The 18,387-nt window shown below is 64.9% G+C and carries 20 protein-coding genes; all 20 read right to left on the reverse strand.

Going from position 1 to position 18,387, the window contains the following annotated elements; genetic code table 11:
• Window positions 1-88: 88 nt before the first annotated feature.
• On the reverse strand, window positions 89-799 hold the full coding sequence (locus G333_RS0108640; RefSeq protein ID WP_018951421.1) for a chemotaxis protein CheW: 711 nt from the start codon (window positions 797-799) through the stop codon (window positions 89-91).
• Window positions 796-1,596, reverse strand: coding sequence for a ParA family protein (locus tag G333_RS0108645; protein WP_018937624.1), 801 nt, complete (start codon window positions 1,594-1,596; stop codon window positions 796-798). Before G333_RS0108645 ends, G333_RS0108640 begins: the two co-directional genes overlap by 4 nt.
• Window positions 1,593-2,495 (reverse strand): flagellar motor protein MotD, encoded by a 903-nt coding sequence (gene motD, locus G333_RS0108650; RefSeq protein ID WP_018937625.1) that lies wholly within the window; start codon window positions 2,493-2,495, stop codon window positions 1,593-1,595. Before motD ends, G333_RS0108645 begins: the two co-directional genes overlap by 4 nt.
• Before the next feature lie 7 nt (window positions 2,496-2,502).
• Complete coding sequence (locus G333_RS0108655) at window positions 2,503-3,246, reverse strand: flagellar motor protein (RefSeq protein ID WP_018145737.1); 744 nt, start codon at window positions 3,244-3,246, stop codon at window positions 2,503-2,505.
• 1 nt (window position 3,247) lies between these two features.
• Complete coding sequence (locus G333_RS0108660; protein WP_018951419.1) at window positions 3,248-4,363, reverse strand: chemotaxis response regulator protein-glutamate methylesterase; 1,116 nt, start codon at window positions 4,361-4,363, stop codon at window positions 3,248-3,250.
• Between the two features lie 2 nt (window positions 4,364-4,365).
• Window positions 4,366-6,429, reverse strand: coding sequence for a chemotaxis protein CheA (locus tag G333_RS0108665; RefSeq protein ID WP_019628218.1), 2,064 nt, complete (start codon window positions 6,427-6,429; stop codon window positions 4,366-4,368).
• Window positions 6,430-6,473: 44 nt separating this feature from the next.
• Entirely contained in the window at window positions 6,474-7,250 is a 777-nt protein-coding gene (locus tag G333_RS0108670; RefSeq protein WP_018145740.1) for a protein phosphatase CheZ, read from the reverse strand.
• A 95-nt stretch (window positions 7,251-7,345) separates the two neighbouring features.
• Entirely contained in the window at window positions 7,346-7,726 is a 381-nt protein-coding gene (gene cheY, locus G333_RS0108675; protein WP_018145741.1) for a chemotaxis response regulator CheY, read from the reverse strand.
• 41 nt (window positions 7,727-7,767) lie between these two features.
• The gene (locus G333_RS0108680; RefSeq protein WP_018951417.1) at window positions 7,768-8,535 is read right to left on the reverse strand and encodes an RNA polymerase sigma factor FliA; all 768 of its coding nucleotides are present in this window, start codon (window positions 8,533-8,535) and stop codon (window positions 7,768-7,770) included.
• Entirely contained in the window at window positions 8,532-9,356 is an 825-nt protein-coding gene (locus G333_RS0108685; protein WP_018937629.1) for a MinD/ParA family protein, read from the reverse strand. The genes G333_RS0108680 and G333_RS0108685 overlap by 4 nt, the downstream gene beginning before the upstream one ends.
• Entirely contained in the window at window positions 9,343-10,587 is a 1,245-nt protein-coding gene (flhF, locus tag G333_RS0108690) for a flagellar biosynthesis protein FlhF (protein WP_019628219.1), read from the reverse strand. Before flhF ends, G333_RS0108685 begins: the two co-directional genes overlap by 14 nt.
• Window positions 10,588-10,660: 73 nt before the next feature.
• Window positions 10,661-12,763 carry a flagellar biosynthesis protein FlhA gene (gene flhA / locus G333_RS0108695; RefSeq protein ID WP_018951414.1) on the reverse strand — a complete coding sequence of 701 codons (2,103 nt, stop codon included), beginning with the start codon at window positions 12,761-12,763 and terminating at the stop codon, window positions 10,661-10,663.
• On the reverse strand, window positions 12,763-13,914 hold the full coding sequence (gene flhB, locus G333_RS0108700) for a flagellar biosynthesis protein FlhB (protein ID WP_018937632.1): 1,152 nt from the start codon (window positions 13,912-13,914) through the stop codon (window positions 12,763-12,765). The genes flhA and flhB overlap by 1 nt, the downstream gene beginning before the upstream one ends.
• A gap of 1 nt (window position 13,915) precedes the next feature.
• Window positions 13,916-14,689 carry a flagellar biosynthetic protein FliR gene (gene fliR, locus G333_RS0108705; protein WP_018937633.1) on the reverse strand — a complete coding sequence of 258 codons (774 nt, stop codon included), beginning with the start codon at window positions 14,687-14,689 and terminating at the stop codon, window positions 13,916-13,918.
• A 2-nt stretch (window positions 14,690-14,691) separates the two neighbouring features.
• The gene (fliQ, locus tag G333_RS0108710) at window positions 14,692-14,961 is read right to left on the reverse strand and encodes a flagellar biosynthesis protein FliQ (RefSeq protein ID WP_018937634.1); all 270 of its coding nucleotides are present in this window, start codon (window positions 14,959-14,961) and stop codon (window positions 14,692-14,694) included.
• Between the two features lie 9 nt (window positions 14,962-14,970).
• Window positions 14,971-15,723, reverse strand: coding sequence for a flagellar type III secretion system pore protein FliP (gene fliP, locus G333_RS0108715; protein WP_018145749.1), 753 nt, complete (start codon window positions 15,721-15,723; stop codon window positions 14,971-14,973).
• A complete protein-coding gene (fliO, locus tag G333_RS0108720) occupies window positions 15,723-16,169 on the reverse strand; it encodes a flagellar biosynthetic protein FliO (RefSeq protein WP_019562464.1) in 447 nt (148 codons plus the stop codon). Before fliO ends, fliP begins: the two co-directional genes overlap by 1 nt.
• 2 nt (window positions 16,170-16,171) lie before the next feature.
• Window positions 16,172-16,780 carry a flagellar motor switch protein FliN gene (fliN, locus tag G333_RS0108725; RefSeq protein ID WP_018937635.1) on the reverse strand — a complete coding sequence of 203 codons (609 nt, stop codon included), beginning with the start codon at window positions 16,778-16,780 and terminating at the stop codon, window positions 16,172-16,174.
• 10 nt (window positions 16,781-16,790) lie between these two features.
• Window positions 16,791-17,765 carry a flagellar motor switch protein FliM gene (gene fliM / locus G333_RS0108730; RefSeq protein ID WP_018169722.1) on the reverse strand — a complete coding sequence of 325 codons (975 nt, stop codon included), beginning with the start codon at window positions 17,763-17,765 and terminating at the stop codon, window positions 16,791-16,793.
• A gap of 10 nt (window positions 17,766-17,775) precedes the next feature.
• Window positions 17,776-18,273, reverse strand: coding sequence for a flagellar basal body-associated protein FliL (fliL, locus tag G333_RS0108735; RefSeq protein ID WP_018145753.1), 498 nt, complete (start codon window positions 18,271-18,273; stop codon window positions 17,776-17,778).
• Window positions 18,274-18,387 lie beyond the last annotated feature (114 nt).

The following is an 18,387-nucleotide window of genomic DNA, read 5'->3' on the forward strand; positions in this document are numbered from 1 at the left end:
ATTCCGTGCCGGCGGGGGCCGCCCTGTGGTGTCGTCTTGACCGGGTTATCGGCCGATTACCGCCATGCTTGAATGGCGCCGGCCGGGATCAGTCCCAGCCACCCTCGTCGAGGGTGCGGTCCAGCGCCTCCAGGTCCAGCAACGTCGCCATCTTCTCGCGTTCCACGCCGGCCAGCCAGGGCAGGCGCCGGCGCTGGCTGCGCCAGCGCAACGACTCCGGATGGATCACCCGGGTGCCGTGAATCGCGCGGCAGGCCAGCGCGAACCGCGAACCCGCGAGGAACACCACCTGCCGGGCCGTATCCGGCTCGTAATCGCGATCTTCCGGTGTCACCACGGCGGCCAGGTCAATCAGCTGCACCCGCCCCTGCTTGGTATCCGCCAATCCAAGGTACCAGACCGAATGATTCGGGGTGGGCCGCACTTCCAGGCTGTCCAGCGGCGCCACCCCGCCCAGCGCATGTAGCGGCGCCAGCAGGGTCAGATTGCCAGCCTCGATCACGAGGGCCGAAAACGGCTGCTCGGGCCGCGCATACTCGCGCTCCGCCGGATCGGCCGGTGGGGCTGGTGGGGTCGAGGCCACTACCGGCGCCGGGAGATCCACCGCGTCTGCTTCACGGACCGGGGCTTCCAGCTCCACTACGGGCGCCGCTTCTTCTACCGGCGGCCGTGGCTCCAGGATATCCGGTCGCAGAAGCGGCCGAACGGGCTCCGGCTCGTCCAGCAGGCTGCCGAAGTAGTCATCCAGCGCCTCCGGCTCGGCCTTCAGGGCCAGGTTGTCGACTATGGAACGTTTCATCCGCGTCGCCTCCGTTCATGGGGTTCGGACAGCCGGCCACCAATGGCCTCCAGCAGATCCGAGTAGGCAAGCACGCCCCGGGCGTCCGGGATCATGAAACACAGCGGCTGCCCGGCACTGGAGGCATCACGGAATTTCGTGTCCACCGGGATTACGCCCGGCCAGACGTCGTCGCCGTACAAACGGCGCAGTTCCGACAAGGCCTCGTGCGCCGCCCGGGTTCGACGGTCGAACAGGGTCGGAATAATTCGGTACGCCAACTCGGACTTGCGCGATTTCTGTACCATTTTCAGCGTATTGATCATTCGTTCCAGCCCCTTCAGGGCGAGGAACTCGGTCTGCACCGGCACCAGCAGTTCGTCACAGGCGGCCAGGGCATTGACCATCAGCACACCGAGCATCGGCGGGCAATCCAGCAGCACGTAGTCGTACTGGTCCGAGATCTTCTCCAGCGCGTGACGCAGCACCAGCCCCATGCCACTGCGGGTGCCCAGCTGGCGATCCAGCGTTGCCAGCGCGGTACTCGCGGTCAGTAGGTCCAGCCCCGGGAACCGGGTCTCGCGGATCAGACCATTCGGGTCTGGATCCGCACCCTCGGCGCACTGGCTGAAAAGCTCGTACACCCCGCGCGTGGCGGTCTCCGGATCATGGCCGAAATACGCGGTCAGCGATCCGTGCGGGTCCACATCCACCAGCAGCACGCGTTGCTCCGGGCCCGACAGCAGGCCGCCCAGCGTCACCGTGGTGGTGGTCTTGCCCACACCGCCCTTTTGGTTCGCAACCGCCCAGACCTTCATGGTGTGTCTCCATCCGTCGGGAGCGGTGCGGGCGGAAGATCCTCGCGCAGGCGCTCCGGTTCCTGCGCGCCCTCGGCGCGCGGACGCGCCCCGGGCAGTACCACGATGGACACGCGCCGGTTCTCGGCCCGTCCCTCCGCGGTGTCGTTGCTGGCCGCCGGCCGGTGCTCGCCATAGCCAAGGGCGACCAGATTCTCCGGATCGACCCCGACCTCCTCGAACACGCTGACCACCGCGGCCGCCCGTCCGGACGAAAGCTCCCAGTTCGACGGATAGATCGCGGTCTGGATGGGCACATTGTCCGTGTGTCCCTCCACATGAACGCGCGAGACACGTGGCGCCAGAATCCCGCCAACCTCTTGCAGAAGAGCTTCCGCCTGCGGGTTCAGGGTCGCCGCCCCGGACGCAAACAGCAGACGGCTGGTGATCTCGATCTCCAGCCAATAGGCCTCGCGCGTCACGCGCAGGTCGCCATCCTCGATCCATTGCGCCATCGCCTGTTCGATCTCGCGCGCGGTATCCGCCAGTTCGTCCAGGAACGCCTGCATCCCAGCGTCGTCCGGGCCCTCGTCAAGCATCCCGCTCAAAGCCATGTCGATGGGCTGCGGACCCTCTTCCACCAGACCCGGCTGGACCTCGATAGGCACCAGGGCACGCAGATCCTGCGGTGTACGTTCCCGGGCCACGGTGGGATCCCCGACCTGAATCGGGTCGGCCTGCATCGGTGCGCGGAAGGCGTCCACGAGCGACTCGGACAGCACCCGGTACTTGCCGTCGTCCACCGAGGAGATGGCGTACATCACCACGAAGAACGCCAGCAGCAGTGTGACCAGGTCCCCATAGGGGATGGCCCAAGCCTCGTGATTCTGGTGTTCTTCCGCCCGTTTGCGTCGCGCCATGGTGACCTCACTCGTGGATGAAGCCACTCAGCTTGCTTTCGATGTTCCGCGGGTTTTCCCCTTCCGCAATGGCGATAAGACCTTCCATCAGCATTTGCTGGTGTTGCGAACGGTTCTGAATAATCGACTTCAACTTGTTGGCCACCGGCAGGAACAGCAGGTTGGCCGAGGCAATGCCGTAGATCGTGGCGACAAAGGCCGCCGCGATGCCCGCCCCCAGCTTGCTCGGATCCGCGAGGTTCTGCATCACTGCCATCAGGCCCATCACCGCGCCGACAATCCCCAGGGTCGGGGCATAGATCCCCATGCTCTCGAAGATCTTCGCGCCCTGCAGGTCGAAGTGCTCGCGGTTGTCGAGGTCGGCCTCCATGATCTGGCGAATGGTCTGCGGTTCACTACCGTCCACCAGCAGTTGCAGCCCCTTGCGGGCAAAGCCGTCGGTCTCCTCGTCGGCCAGCGTCTCCAGGCCTAGCAGGCCTTCCTTGCGCGCGACATGCGACCACTCGACGATCTGCTCGACCGTCGCGCGATTGTCGACCTTCGGTGGCTTGAAGGCCCACGGCAGGATGCGCATACCGTGCATGAACACCGACAGCCGTGCCTGCACCAGGGTCGCCCCCAGGGTTCCCAGCACCACGATCAGGAAGGCCGCGGCATTCCATAGCGCGCCCAGGCCACTGCCCTTGGCAATGCTGCCCCCGAGAACCGCCACCAGCCCCAGGGTAATCCCGATGAGGCTCAGGATATCCATGTCAGCAGAACCCCTTCACCAGTGCGGGCCCGATTTCGGGCAGCGGGTACACATGATCGGACAGGCCGGCCTCGGCCACTGCCGCCGGCATCCCGTACACCACGCAGGTCGCCGCATCCTGCGACCACACCTGCGCGCCGGCGCCCTTCAGTGCCCGCGTGCCTTCGCGGCCATCGGCACCCATGCCGGTGAGGATCACGGCAAGCACCTGCCCGCGCAGCGCCTCCACGGCGGAACCGAAGGCCGCATCCACGCTCGGCTTGTAGATGGTGCCCAGAGGGCTCTCCGCGATTCGCACATGCGTCTGGCTGCCGCGTTCCAGCGTCATCTGCATCCCGCCCGGCGCCAGCAGCGCCACGCCCGGTTTCAGCACGTCGCCGTCCTTCGCCTGACGGACTTCGATATTGCACATGGCGTTCAGGCGTTCGGCGAAGGCCGGGGTAAAACTGGCGGGCATGTGTTGCACCAGCAGGATCGGCAGCGGGAAATTCGCCGGGAGCGGCTTCAGCACCTCCTGCAGCGCCACCGGACCGCCGGTGGAGGTACCAATCAGCACCGCGCGCAACTGCCGCAGCGGCGTCGGCGGCCGGGAACTGGCAACCGCCGGAGCCGGCTTGCGCGCATCGGCCGCCGCCTGACGGTCCGTCTCTTCGCGGCGCGCGGACGGACGGGCTTCCCGCGCAGGCGTGGTCGTGCCCGGGGCACTGACAGAGCGCGCCCGGCTGCGTGACAACGAGCGCACACGGCGCCGAAGCAGCATGCGTGCGCTGTCCTCGTCCCCGGCCATGTCGCTGAAGCGCTTGGGAAGGAAGTCCACCGCACCGGCCTCCAGCGCATCCAGGGTCGCCTGGGCTCCCTCGGTGGTGAGACTGGAGAACATCAGGATCGGAAGCGGGCGCTCGGCCATGATCTTGCGCACCGCGGTGATGCCGTCCATCACCGGCATCTCGATATCCATGGTCACGACATCGGGATCGAGCTCCCGGACCTTGGCGATCGCCTGCTCGCCATTCTCGGCCGAACCCACGACCTCGATGCCGGAATCGGAATCCAGGATCTCGGCGATACGCCGACGAAAGAACCCCGAGTCGTCAACCACCAGAACCCTGATCGGCATCCTCAGCCCTCGCTCGAGCGCGACGCGCGGCGCGGTCGACCGGACATTTGCAGTTGCCGCATCAGGATCGTCACCAGATCAGAGACGTCGAGGATCAGGGCGATGCCGCCATCTCCGGTGATCGTCGCTCCCGCCAGGCCCTTCACACCTTGCAGATTCTGGCCGAGCGGCTTGATGACCACCTCTTCCTGCCCCACGAGATCATCCACTACCAGCCCTACCTTGCGGTCGGCGGTGTGGACCACCACCACGTGCGCATCCTTGCGCGGCTCGGGCTCGTGCCCCGGCTTCAACCAGCGCTTGAGGTAATGAACAGGCAGGGCGTGCTTGCGCACCATGATGACTTCCTGATCATCCACGTAATTCGTCTTGGTCAAATCCAGATCCAGGATCTCGGAGACCGAAGCGAGCGGGATCGCAAAACGCCGGCCGTCCAGAATCACCATCAGCGCGGGCAGGATCGCCAGGGTCAGGGGCAGCTTCACCCGCAGCGTGGTCCCTACGCCGATCTCGGAATCGATCTCGATGGTGCCGTTGAGCTGCGAGATCTTGGTCTTGACCACGTCCATGCCAACCCCGCGGCCGGAGACGTCCGAGATCTCGGTCTTGGTGGAGAATCCGGCCATGAAGATCACGTTGAAGGCCTCGCGATCGGTCATGCGTTCGGCCATCGCGGGCTCCATCAGCCCCTTCTCCACCACCTTCCGGCGCAGGGCCTGTGGATCCATGCCACCGCCGTCGTCCTTGATCAGCAGTGCGATGTGATCGCCCTCCTGCGCCGCACCGAGCACGACCGTACCCTTGCGCGGCTTGCCCGCCGCCTCGCGCACATCGGGCGTCTCGATGCCATGGTCCACAGCATTCCGCACCAGATGCACCAGCGGATCGGACAGGGCCTCGACCAGATTCTTGTCGAGGTCGGTTTCCTCGCCGAAGATCTCCAGTTCGATCTCCTTGCCCAGATTCCGCGACAGATCGCGGATCACTCGAGGGAAGCGATTGAAGACCTTCTTCACCGGCTGCATGCGGGTCTTCATCACCGAGGTCTGCAGGTCGGAGGTCACCAGTGCCAGCGAACTGATCGCCTTGCCCAGTTCGTCGTCGACATGCTGCGAACGCAGCATGCTCAGCCGGTTTCGCACCAGAACCAGCTCGCCCACCAGGTTCATGATCTCGTCCAGCCGCTCGGTATCCACACGCACGGAGGTCTCGCCCTGTGGAGCCGGGCGCCCCCCGGCCTCGGCCCCGCCGGCGCGGGCACCACCACCGCCCTGCCCACCGGCGGCAGCCGGCTCCGGCGTTACTGCTTTTTCCGGCTCGGGCGCCGCGGCCGCGGGCTCGGTCGGCAGTGGATCCGCAGGGGCGTCCGCAGCCGGTTCGGGCGATGCCGGACCCCCGCCCTTGGCCTGCAACTCGTCCAACAAATTCTCGAACTCGTCGTCGCTGATCAGATCACCGCCCGAGTCTTCGCTGGCCCCGGCGCCGCCCGACACAGCCGCGTCCATGGGTGCCGGGGCACCGTCACCATGCAACGTATCCAGCAGGGCCTCGAACTCGTCGTCCGTGATCTCCTCCCCGCCGCCCACCATGGCGTCGCCGGGGGCCGAGGCCTGTGGCTCGGGGACGGGCTCCGGTTCAGGCGCGGGCGGCGCCGTGGCGGTATCTCCGGCCACGTCTTCGTTTTTTGCCATGCGCCGCAGGTCCTCGACCACTGCGGCATCGGCGGGGGTCGGGTCCACGCCGGAGCGCAGATCCCCGAACATGACGTTCAGGGAGTCCAGCACGCGGAGCATGGTGTCCATCAGATGGCTATCGGCCCGGCGTTCGCCGTTGCGCAGCAGATTGAAGACGTCCTCGGCGTGATGACACACCGTCACCAGCGGATCCAGGCTCAAGAACCCGGCGCCCCCCTTGATGGTGTGGAAGCTTCGAAAGACCGCATTCAACAGATCCCGATCGTCCGGATTCTGTTCCAGGTCGATGAGTTGCTCGTTGAGCCCCTCCAGCAGTTCCCCGGCCTCGATCAGGAAGTCCTGAAGGATTTCGTCATTGGGGTCGATGGCCATTCAGTCTCTCCGGTCCCGTGGCGCCAGTCGTATGGGGGGCACTGCTAGAAGCCCAGGCTTGATAGCAGATCGTCCACCTCGTCCTGTCCTTGAACGACATCTGCGCTGGAATCTTGAGTCTTGGGCACACTGGGGCCGTGGCCCTTGCGGTCCGCCTCGCGGTCTTCTTCGCCACGCTCCAGGGACGCTTCGGCCGCTTCGACCTGCTCCATGCGCCCGCTGGAGAGCCGAATCAGGGTAACGAGGTTCTCTTCGAGGTCGGTCACCAGCTGGATCACGCGGCGAATCACCTGGCCGGTAATGTCCTGATAACTTTGTGCCATCAACACCTCGGAGAGCAGCCGCCGCAATTCCTCGGCGTCCTCGCCCGCCTGCCCGAAGAAGCTGTCCAGCTCACGCGCGAAATCGCGGAATTCGTCCACCGAGAGCTGCCGGTTGCGAAAGCGCGTCCATTTGGCGGTCAAGTCGGCCGCCTGCTGGCTGAACGACTCGGCGATCGGCAGGCTCGATTCGATGGCGCCCATCGTGGCGTGCGCGGCCTGCTCGGTCATGGTGACCACGTAGTTCAGGCGTTCCTTCGCATCCGGGATCTCCGCCTGGGTCAGCTCTACCAGGCGCGAGTCGCCACGGAAGCTTTGCAAGGCCTCGTGAAGGTCGCGCGTCAGCTTGCCCAGTTCGTCGAAGAGCTCGCGGTCGTAAGGACGCGCTAGATCCTGCACCAGCGCGCGTGCCGCCGCGTCGTCGCCCGCCTCGAGCGTCTGCACCAGTTGCCGGGCCAGCTCGAGCTGGCCGTCGCGTGGGGGGTGTTCCTGTTCAGTCATGAGGAGCCTCTTGCTGGTACGGCGCCGAAGGAGCCGGGTCACGTCCACCCGCGCAAGCGAGACGGACGTCGTCCGTATTCATCACTGAGCGATGCTTAGCCCTGTGCTTCAATACGTTCGAAGATCTTGTCGATCTTTTCCTTCAGCGTTTCGGCGGTAAACGGCTTGACCACGTAACCGTTCACACCTGCCTCCGCAGCCTCCACGATCTGGTCGCGCTTGGCCTCGGCCGTCACCATCAGCACCGGCATCGACTTCAGGTTGGCATCCGCCCGGACGGCCTTCAGCAGGTCGATGCCCGGCATATTGGGCATGTTCCAGTCGGTAATCAGGAAGTCGAAATCACCATTTTGCAGCATCGGCAGCGCGGTGCTGCCGTCGTCGGCTTCCTGCGTATTATTGAAGCCAAGATCGCGCAAGAGGTTCTTGATAATGCGCCGCATCGTGGAAAAATCGTCCACGATGAGAATTTTCATTCCCTTGTCCACACGTCACTCCGGGATTCGTAAGGTGAGTTTTAGAATAACTGCAAAGCCGTGCCGTCTTCGAGCCACGACCCCATGCGCGCGCGCAGCCGGATGACCGCCTGGCTGCGAATCTGGCTCACGCGCGACTCGGTCACGCCCAGAACAGCCCCGATCTCGCGCAGATTCAGTTCTTCGGTGTAATACAGCGACAGCACCAGGCGTTCGCGTTCAGGCAGATCCCCAAGGGCCTCGGCCAACTCCTCGCGAAACTCGCCAGCCTCAAGGCTACGCGACGGAGAGACTTCCTGCCCCTCGATCACACGATCGGCCCCGTCATCCCCGCCACCCAGATCGTCCAGCGCAAACAGATGGGCCCCGGCATGGTCCTTGAGCATGTCGTAATAGTCATCGATCGCCACGTCCAGCTCGGCCGCCACTTCGCTCCCACGCGCCGCACGCCCCTCACGGGCCTCGACACTCTGGATCGCGGCGGCAATACGCCGGCTGTTGCGGTGCACCGAACGCGGCGTCCAGTCACTGCGACGCAATTCGTCGATCATCGCACCGCGGATGCGGATTCCGGCGTAGGTGGCAAAGGTCGCCCCCTGCCCGCCCTCGAACTGCCGCGCCGCCTCCAGAAGGCCGATCATGCCGGCCTGGATCAGATCATCGACCTGGACCGAGGCCGGCAGACGGGCCATCAGGTGGTGCGCGATGCGATGCACCAGTTCAACGTGATCGGCAATCAACTTCTCGTGTCCACCGGTCGCGGTGGACGTCGCCTGGTAGCCGGAAAGTCGATTACGCGTCGTCATCATGCACTCTGCAGCATTCGTTCCACGAAGAACCCGACGCCCCCGTGGTCACCCCCACCAACCGGCCAGCGGTCCACCGTGCGTGCCAGTTCGGCAAACGCCTTGCCGGCCGGACTGCCGGGATACTGCTGAACCACCGGTGCCCTTTTCTGCACGGACTTGCGCAGATGTTCGTCCATCGGGATATAGCCGGCCAGATCCAGGACCACCTCCGGCAGGTAATTGCCACAGACGGTATTGAGTTTCTGCATCAGCCGCTCCGCACCCTCGCGTCCGCTGACCATGTTGGTGACCATGCGGAAACGCCGCAGCCCGTGGTCACGATGCAGCACCTTGATCAGGGCATAGGCATCGGTAATCGAAGCCGGCTCGTCGCAGACCACCACAAGGGTCTCCTGTACCGCCCGGCAGAACGAAGTCACCGACTCCTGCAGGCCTGCAGCAGTGTCCACGATCAGGACATCCAGCGGCTTGCGGTAGGCGCTGAAGGCATGGATCAGCCCCGCGTGCTCGGCCGGCGTAAGATTCGCCATCGCCGCGATACCGGAGGCCGACGGGACCACCTTCACCCCGTCCGGCCCCTGAACCAGGACATCGTCCAGGCTGTCCACGGCGCCGGTCACCAGGTCGTGCAGGGTGCGCTCCGGGCGCATCCCGAGCAACAGGTCCACGTTGGCCAGGCCCAGATCCGCATCGAACAGCATCACCTCGCGGCCCAACCGGGCCAGGCCGACCGCCAGATTGACCGACACGTTGGTCTTGCCCACGCCGCCCTTGCCCGAGGCGACCGCAATGACCTTCAACGGCTTGTTAGTGCGTGGCATAACGCCCCTTTCCAACCGGCTGAATCAGTTCCAGTGTGGCCGGCTCGGCCCCCTGCGCCGGGCGCAGCGGCGAGCGCGAGCGTCGCGGCGCTTCCATTTCGGCCAGCCGTTCGGCGGCCCAGGTCTCGCGGGCATTGCCACCCGCCTGCGCACCCTCGGCATCGTCGTCCAGTGCCAGGCGGGTCAGATACCCCGTATCGACCCGGTGAAAATCCTCGGCGATGCGCTGGCCATCGCTTACAAACCCAAGCCCCAGGTGCTGGTCCAGCAGGACCGACAGGACCTCGCCCAGCTGTTCTGCCTCGTCCAGTTTGGTCAGCACCAGCGCCGAGGGATCCGCCTTGCGAAACGCGTCCAGCACCCGCCGCAAGGTACTGCCCTGGGTCGTGGCCGACACAACCAACCAGCTCTCGGCACGGATATCCGGCGGCAGATGCGCGAACAGCGACTCCTCCTCCACCGCGCGCGGCGCCTGCCCGGCGGTATCCACCAGGATCAGGTGGCCATCGTCCACGCGCCGCGCCAGATCGCGCAGTTCGCGCGCATTCTGCAGCACGCGCACCGAGATCCCCGCCATCTGTGCAAAGGCTTGCAGCTGCCGTGTGGCACCGATGCGCTGGCTGTCCAGGGTCACCAGCGTAACCGAATCCGGTCCCATCCGACGGATCTGGCGCAACGCGATCCGTGCCAGCGTGGTGGTCTTTCCGACACCGGTCGGCCCCACCATCGCCAGCAGCCCGCCCTCGTCCAGGATCGCCGGGCGATGCGTGGCAATCGCACCCGAAAGCCGCGCGCGGAGACGCTCCCAAGCCTGCTCGGGGGAGCTGTCATCGAGGATGCTGCCCGCCAGGCTGCGGGCCAGCGATTCACTGAAGCCGCGGTCGATCAGGCGGACCTTGCATTCGGCCGCAAGGGGGTGACGGGCCGCCCAGCGAGCCTCGTCACTCTCCGCATACTGACGCGTCATCAGGCTGCGCAGGTCACGCAACTCCTGGCGCATCGCGGTGAGCTCGGGATCGGCCGGCCACGAAGGGGCCGCCGAATTCGGGGCGCGGTCGGCGGTGCGCGCCTCGCGGGCCGGCTTTGCGGCCTCCGGCTCGCGCACCGGCTCCGAGGACTCGCCATCCTCCAGGGCGGCGACCACCTCCAACCAGCCATCCACCCGGCGACTGGAGAGGATCACGGCATCCTCTCCCTGTTGTTCGCGCACCTGACGCATGGCGTCGCGCATGTCCCGGGCCCGATATCGTCTGACATTCATGCTTTGATCTCCTGCGCCGCTCACGCGGCGGAACCCCTATGTCTCATGCGGACTGCTTCGCCGTTTCTTCCTGACCGACCGTGGCCACTACCCGAATCCGCCGGTTGTCGGGGATCTCGGTAAACGCCAGGACGGTCAGGCTGCGAACCGCGCCGCGCAACCAGCCGGCAATCCAGGAACGGATCTCCGGTGCCACCACCAGGATCGCCGCTTGGCCGGCCGTCTCCTGGCGGCGCGCCGCGTCCGCAACCGAACGCTGCAACCGTTCCGCCAGCCCGGGCTCCAGTCCAACCGTGCCACCCGAGCTGCCCTGCAGGGACTTATGCAAGAGCTGTTCCAGCGATGGGTCCAGGGCAATCAATGGCAGCTCATCCTCCGGTCCCACAAGGTCCTGGACGATGGAACGCGACAGCGCGACGCGCACCGCTGCGGTCAAAGTGCCGGGATCCTGACTCTTCACCCCGTCGTCTGCCAGGGTTTCGGCGATCGTGCGCAGGTCGCGGATCGAGACCTGCTCGGCCAGCAGGTTCTGCAACACCTTCAGCACGATCGAAAGCGACAGGGTCTTGGGCACGAGGTTCTCCACCAGCTTCGGCGAATGCCGCGCCAGCTGATCCAGCAGGTGCTGTGCCTCCTCGTGCCCGATCAGGCGGTGGGCGTTCTCGCGGAACACCTGCGACAAATGCGTCGCAATCACCGTGGAACAGTCGACCACGGTATAGCCGGCGCCCTGGGCCTGGTCGCGATCCGACGGGTCGATCCACAGGGCATCCAGGTTGAAGGTCGGGTCCTTGGTCGGGGTGCCCGGCACGGTGCCGAAGACCTCGCCCGGATTGATCGCCAGTTCGCGATCGGGAAACACCTCGGCCTCCGCCACAGTGACGCCCAGCAGGCTGATCCGATAGGCGTTCGGGCTCAGCTCCAGGTTGTCGCGGATGTGCACCGGCTGCAGCAGGAACCCGAGCTCCTGCGACAGCTTGCGGCGCACGCCCTTGATCCGTCCCATCAGCTGGCCGTCCTGGGTGCGGTCCACCAAGGGGATCAGGCGGTAGCCGACCTCGAGGGAGACCAAGTCCACCGGCGGGACATCTTCCCAGGTCAGGTCGCGATCCTCCGAACGAGCCCCGCCTTCGTCTTCCTGCGGGATGCGCTCCACTTCCACCTCGGCCTCGCGGCTCCGGCGCTTGAGCAGGTAGGCCCAGCCAAAGATCAGCGCCGCCAGCCCCAGGAACACGGCGTTCGGCATGCCCGGCACGACGCCCAGCGCGCCGATCACGCCACCGGCGACGTACAGGACCCGCGGGTTGGAGAACATCTGCCCGTACACCTGCTGGCCCATGTCCTGGCTGCTGGTCACGCGGGTCACGATGATCGCGGTGGCGGAGGACAGCACCAGCGACGGGATCTGGGCAACGATGCCGTCGCCGATGGTCAGCAACACGTAGTTGGTCGCGGCATCGCCGATCGACATGCCGTGCTGCACCGCACCGATGGTGAGCCCGCCGATGATGTTTACGAACAGGATCAGGATCCCCGCGATGGCATCGCCGCGGACGAACTTGGAGGCACCGTCCATGGAGCCGTAGAAGTCCGCCTCGCTGGCAATCTCCTCGCGGCGCTTGCGCGCCTCTTCCTGAGTCAGGATGCCGGCGTTCAGGTCGGCGTCGATCGCCATCTGCTTGCCGGGCATGGAGTCCAGGGTGAAGCGGGCGCTGACCTCGGACACACGCCCGGCTCCCTTGGTCACCACCACGAAGTTGATGATGATCAGGATCGCGAACACCACCAGCCCCACGGTGTAGTTGCCGCCGACCACGAAGTCGCCGAAGGCCTGGATGACCTTGCCGGCGGCATCCGTGCCGGTGTGGCCTTCCAGCAGGATCACGCGGGTGGAGGCGATGTTCAGCGCCAGACGCAGCAGCGTGGCGACCAGCAACACGGTCGGGAAGACCGCGAATTCCAGCGGCCGCGGGGTGTACACCGCAACCATGATCACCACCAGCGACAGCGCGATATTGAAGGTGAACAGCACGTCCAGCGCCAGCGGCGGCAGCGGCAGCACCATCATCGAGAGCATCGCGATCAGCAGGATCGGCGCCCCCAGCCCCCACTTGCCCACGTTACCCAGACGGTCAAAGAAGGCCATTAGCGATCCCTCCGCGGGCCGCGTTGCTTGTCAGGATCGAGATAGTCCTCGGGTACTGGAAGGTCATCCGGCATCTGCGCGTCGGCATCGGCCCGCTTGAGCTGGTAGACGTACGCCAGGATGCGGGCCACGGCCACGAACAGACCGTTGGGCACTTCCTGGTTCAGATCGGTGGTGAAGTAGATGGCGCGGGCCACGCGCGGGGCCTCGACACGGATGATCGCGTGTTCGTCCCCGACTGCGCGGATCGAGGCGGCCACCTCGTCGACGCCCTTGGCCACCACCTTCGGCGCCGCCATGCGCGAGGCCTCGTAGACGATAGCCACCGCATAGTGGGTCGGGTTGGTGATGATCACGTCGGCCTTGGGGACCTCCTCCATCATTCGCCGCTGCGCCATCTCCTGCTGCAACTGACGGATCTTCTGCTTGACCTCTGGCTTGCCGTCGGTCTCCTTATACTCGTCCTTGACCTCCTGCCGGGTCATGCGCAGTTGCTTCTGGTGATTCCACATCTGGAACGGCGCATCAATGGCGGCGACCACGATCAGGGCCGCCGAGACCGCGATGAAGGTTCCCAGAACCAGCTGGGCGGCATGGATGATGCCCTGATGAACAGGCTCGTAACCGAGCATCAGCAGCCGGTCGGAGAAGGTGGCCAGCACGGCGACCGCGACACTGCTGATCAGTACGAACTTGGCGAAGGTCTTGCCGAACTCCATCAGCCCCTGCCAGGAGAAGATTCGCTTGAGGCCCTTCCCGGGATTCAGCTTGGAGACCTTGGGCGCGGCGGCCTTCCAGGAAAAATTGGCGCCGCCGATCACGATCGGCGCGAGTACCGCGGCCACCACCAGTACGCCGAACAGAGGGAACAGGGTCCGCAGGGTGCGGAAAATCTCGTCGGCCAGATACGGCAATAACAGCGACGAGTCGTAGGCCATTTCGCGTTCGAAATCCAGGCGACTGCTCATCTGTTCAGTAAGTTGCGCCCCCATGTTCGGGCCGTACATCAGCAGGAAGCTCCCGCCCGCCATCAGCACCAGAAAGGTGCTCAGCTCGCGCGAGCGCGGGACCTGCCCCTTCTCCTTCGCCTCGCGCAGGCGTTTCGGAGTGGGCTCTTCGCTTTTTTCCTGTCCGCTTTCGTTCTCGGCCATTTCAGAAGCCCATCCGGGTCTGCATCAGGTTGAAGGCCTCGAACATCAGTTCGCCAAAACGTTCCGGCAGGCCCGGCAGGATCAACATCATCAGCACGAACCCGATCAGGATCATCATCGGGAAACCCACCGCGAAGATGTTGAGCTGCGGGGACGCGCGGGTGATGACCCCCATGGAGATATTCACCAACAGGAGCGACGCAACCGCCGGCAATGCCACCAGCACCGCGCCCACAAACATCGTGGAGCCGAAGGCCACCAGGGCGTAGAAGGCCTCGGCGTTCAGACCGGTCGGGGCGATCGGCATGGTCTCGAAGCTGGTCAACATCAGCTCCAGAGCAATCAGATGGCCGTTCATTGCGAGGAACAGCAGGGTCGAGAAGATGACGAAAATGGTGGAGACCACCGGGACCTGCACCCCCTGGGCCGGATCCATGATGGAGGCAAAACCCAGGCCCATACCCAGTGCGACCACCTCGCCCGCCTGGGTCACGGCCGAGAACACCATCTGCAGAATGAAGCCCATGAACACGCCGATCGCGACCTGGTGCAGGGTGACCAGCACGCCCTCAAGGCTCAACGGATCGATATCCGGCAGGACCGGGCCCTGCATGGCCACAAAGATCGCCAGCAACAGCGCCAGCCCCATGCGCACCCGCGCATTGACCGTATCCGCGCCGAAGATCGGCATGGCGACGAGCATGGCGCCAATGCGGGCGAACGGCCACAAGACCGCCCCCACCCACAGCACCAGCTGTTCCGCCGCCAGGGCCATGCCTACCCCACCATCCCCGGCGCACTCTCGTAGAGGCGCTCGGTGTAGTCGATCAACAACGCCAGCATCCAGTGCCCGCTGATCAGCAGCGCCGCGAACATCGCCAGCAGCTTGGGGATGAACGACAGGGTCATTTCCTGTATCTGGGTCGCTGCCTGCAGCATCCCGATGGTCAGACCCACGGCCAGCGCCGTCAGCAGCGGCGGCGCGGCCAACAGGACCACCACGGTTAGTGTCTCGCGACCGATATCCACAACGAGTTCGGGTGTCATCGCGCTCTCCTACACGAAAAAACTGGTGGCAAGGGTGTTCATCATCAGAGCCCAGCCGTCCACCAGAACGAACAGCATCACCTTGAACGGCAGCGAGATAATCAGCGGGGAGAGCATCACCATCCCCATCGACATCAGGACCGAGGCCACCACCAGGTCGATGATCAGGAACGGGATCAGGATCAGGAAGCCAATCTGGAATGCGGTCTTGAGCTCGCTGGTAATGAACGCTGGCACCAGCAGGTTCAACGGGATGTCATCCGCCTCCTCGAATCCGTCGATCCCGTTGATCTCGGCAAACATCGCGATATCGCTCTCGCGGGTATGCATCAGCATGAACTCGCGCAACGGCTGCACCCCCGCCTCGATCACCTCCTCCGTCCCGATCTCCTCATTCACGTAGGGCACAAACGCGGTCTCGTAGATTTCGTCGAGCACCGGGGCCATCACGAACAGGGTCAGGAAAAAGGCCAAACCGATCAGGATCTGGTTCGAGGGTGTCTGGGTCGTGCCCAGGCCCTGGCGCAGGATCGCCAACACCACAATGATCCGGGTGAAGGAGGTCATCATGATCAGGATCGACGGCAGCAGGGTCAGCAGCGTCATCAACAGGATGATCTGCAGGGTGACCGAGTAGGTCTCGCCCCCGTCTCCGTTGGTGGTCACAGTCAGGGCCTCGATGCCCTGCGCCACCTGGGCCCCGGCGAGGCCCGGCAGGAGCAGCAGGCCCAGTGCCAGCGCGAACCGCAGGAACAGCGCCATCACGACTGCCCCCGCTCGCTGCTACCGGGCGGAGCCCGGCGGGTCACGGCGCGCTTGAGTGCGCTGGAGAAATCCGGGGTCTCGCCTACCGGCGCCACCACGGGCTCGCGCATCGTGTGCAGGGTACGCATACCGGAGGGCGCCACGCCCACCAGCACCTGTTCATCGCCCACCTGAACCAGCACCAGACGCTCGCGCGTGCCCACCGAACGTGCCGCGACGATCTCGATCACCTGCGAGCCGCGGTTCAGTCCGCCCTGGGTCCGGCGCAGGATCCAGCCCAGCACCACAATGGCACCGATCACCAGTACCAGACCGCCGATTAGCTGGGTCAGATAGGCCGCGGCCCCGCCACTGCCACCCTCCGCAAGGGCAGTCAATGGCCAGAGGGTCCCCGTGACGGCCGCCAGGACGAGGGCCGAACTGCGCGTATTACGTGGATTCATGGCTATTTGAGCTTGCGGATGCGCTCACTGGGGCTGATCACATCGGTCAGCCGGATCCCGAACTTCTCGTTGACCACCACGACCTCGCCATGCGCGATCAGCGTGCCATTCACCAGCACGTCCAGCGGCTCCCCGGCCAGACGGTCCAGTTCCACCACCGAGCCCTGGTTCAGCTGCAGCAGGTTGCGGATCGGGATCCGCGTGCGGCCGATCTCCATGGCGATCGTCACTGGAACGTCCAGCACCATCTCCAGATTCATCTCCTCGCCGTCGCCCTGCACCACCCCCGAGAGTTGTTCGGGCTGCAGGGCCTCCGCGGACGAATCGGGCTGGTGCTTGCGCTCCTTTTTCTCGGACTTCGGCGTCTGCTTCGCTGCGGTCGCGTCATCACCTCCCCCCGCAGCAGCCCCGCCTTGCGCGGCGTTCAGCAACTCATCGGGATCAGCCGCGTCTTCGCCGTCGTCATCCTTCTGCTCGGCCAGGGCCGCCGCCCACTCATCCGCCAGCGCCTGGTCATCGCTGCCGCCTTCGGTGTCGGCCATGGTTTCAGCGCCCGCGGTATCTTCATCCACGGCCGGGGTGTCCTGTTTGGGATCGTCGGTGTCAGCCATGCTGCGCCCTCTATCGTTTGATAATGCGTTCCGAAACCTGGATCGCATTCATGCCATTGGATACGCCGAACTTCCCGCGGAACATCGGGATGTCTTCGACCTGCAAGGTGATCTTCTCGGGGAGGTCCACCGGGATGATGTCGCCCGGCTGGATATCCAGCAGCTCGCGCACGGTGACCTCGGTCTCCGCCAGCATGGAGCTGATCTCGACCTCGGCGGTCTGGATCTCCTCCTGCAGCGCGTGCATCCAGCGCTGGTCCACATCGGAGCGATCCGACTGGATGCCGGTATCCAGCTGTTCGCGGATCGGCTCGATCATCGAGTACGGCAGGGTCACGTGCAGATTGCCGCCGCCCCCGTCGAGCTCGATGTGGAACTCGCTGATAACCACGATTTCGGTCGGCGAGACGATGTTCGCGAACTGTGGGTTGACCTCGGAGTTCAGGAACTCGAACTTGAGCTCCATCACCGGCTGCCAGGCCTTCTGCATATCCTCGAAGGCCCCCTCCAGCACGCCGTGGACGACCTTCATCTCCATCGGGGTGAAGTCTCGTCCCTCGATGCGGGTGTAGTAGCGTCCGTCGCCACCGAAAAAGTTGTCGACCAGGATGAACACCAGCTTGGGATCGAACACGAACAAGCCGGTGCCATGCAATGGATGCGCCCGCACCAGATTGAGGCTGGTGGGGACAAACAGCGAGTGCATGTACTCGGAGAACTTGGTGATACGGGTACCGACCACCGAGATCTCGGCCGAGCGGCGCAGTACATTGAACAGACGGACCCGGAGCTGACGCGCAAAGCGCTCGTTAATCATCTCCAGCGTGGGCATGCGCCCACGGACGATGCGATCCTGCGTGGCAAAGTTGAATTCCCGCGCCTGACCGTCACTCGGATACGGGTCTTCGGTCTCGACGTCGCCCTCATCCACACCATGCAGGAGGGCATCGATCTCGTCCTGGCTGAGGATATCCGTCTGCGCCATAACGGGGCTCCTACTGCATCACCAGTTCGTTGAACAACACGGCCTCGACCGCGTCCGGCGCATCCCGCGAGCGCAGAATCTCGCGGATTGCTTCCTTCAGCTCCTCCGCCAGCGATTCCTTGCCATCACGCGTATTCAGATCCTCGTAACGCTGCTCCGCCAGGATGCCCAGGATGTCGTTGCGGATCGCCGGCATATGCCGCTCGAACGCCTCGATCACCGGCGCCTCGTGGGTCACCAGGCTCACCTCGGCACGCAGATACCGGATGCGTCCCGGCGCTTCGATGTTGACAGTCATCGGCTCCAGGCTGGTGTAGAAGCGCTCGGGCGGGCCTTCCACCACCTGTTCGGCAGCCTCGTCGCCCGCAACCAGGAAGAACCAGGCCGCAGCGGCCCCGCCGCCCACCAACAGAATCACGATCAGCAGCAGCACAAGCAGCTTGCCCATGCCGCCCTTCTTCGGGGTGCCGCCTTCTTCGTCGTCCAGATTGACTTCCTTCTTCGCCATGTCGCACCCGCTGTCCGGTAAACCGAGGATTTGATCTCGGAAAAGACCTTAGCAAGGCAGATGCCAGCATTGGCTTTCTATCGATTTATCCGATAGTTAGCGACCAGTACTGGA

It is taken from the genome of Thioalkalivibrio sp. AKL10 (assembly GCF_000381845.1).
GTDB lineage: Bacteria > Pseudomonadota > Gammaproteobacteria > Ectothiorhodospirales > Ectothiorhodospiraceae > Thioalkalivibrio > Thioalkalivibrio versutus.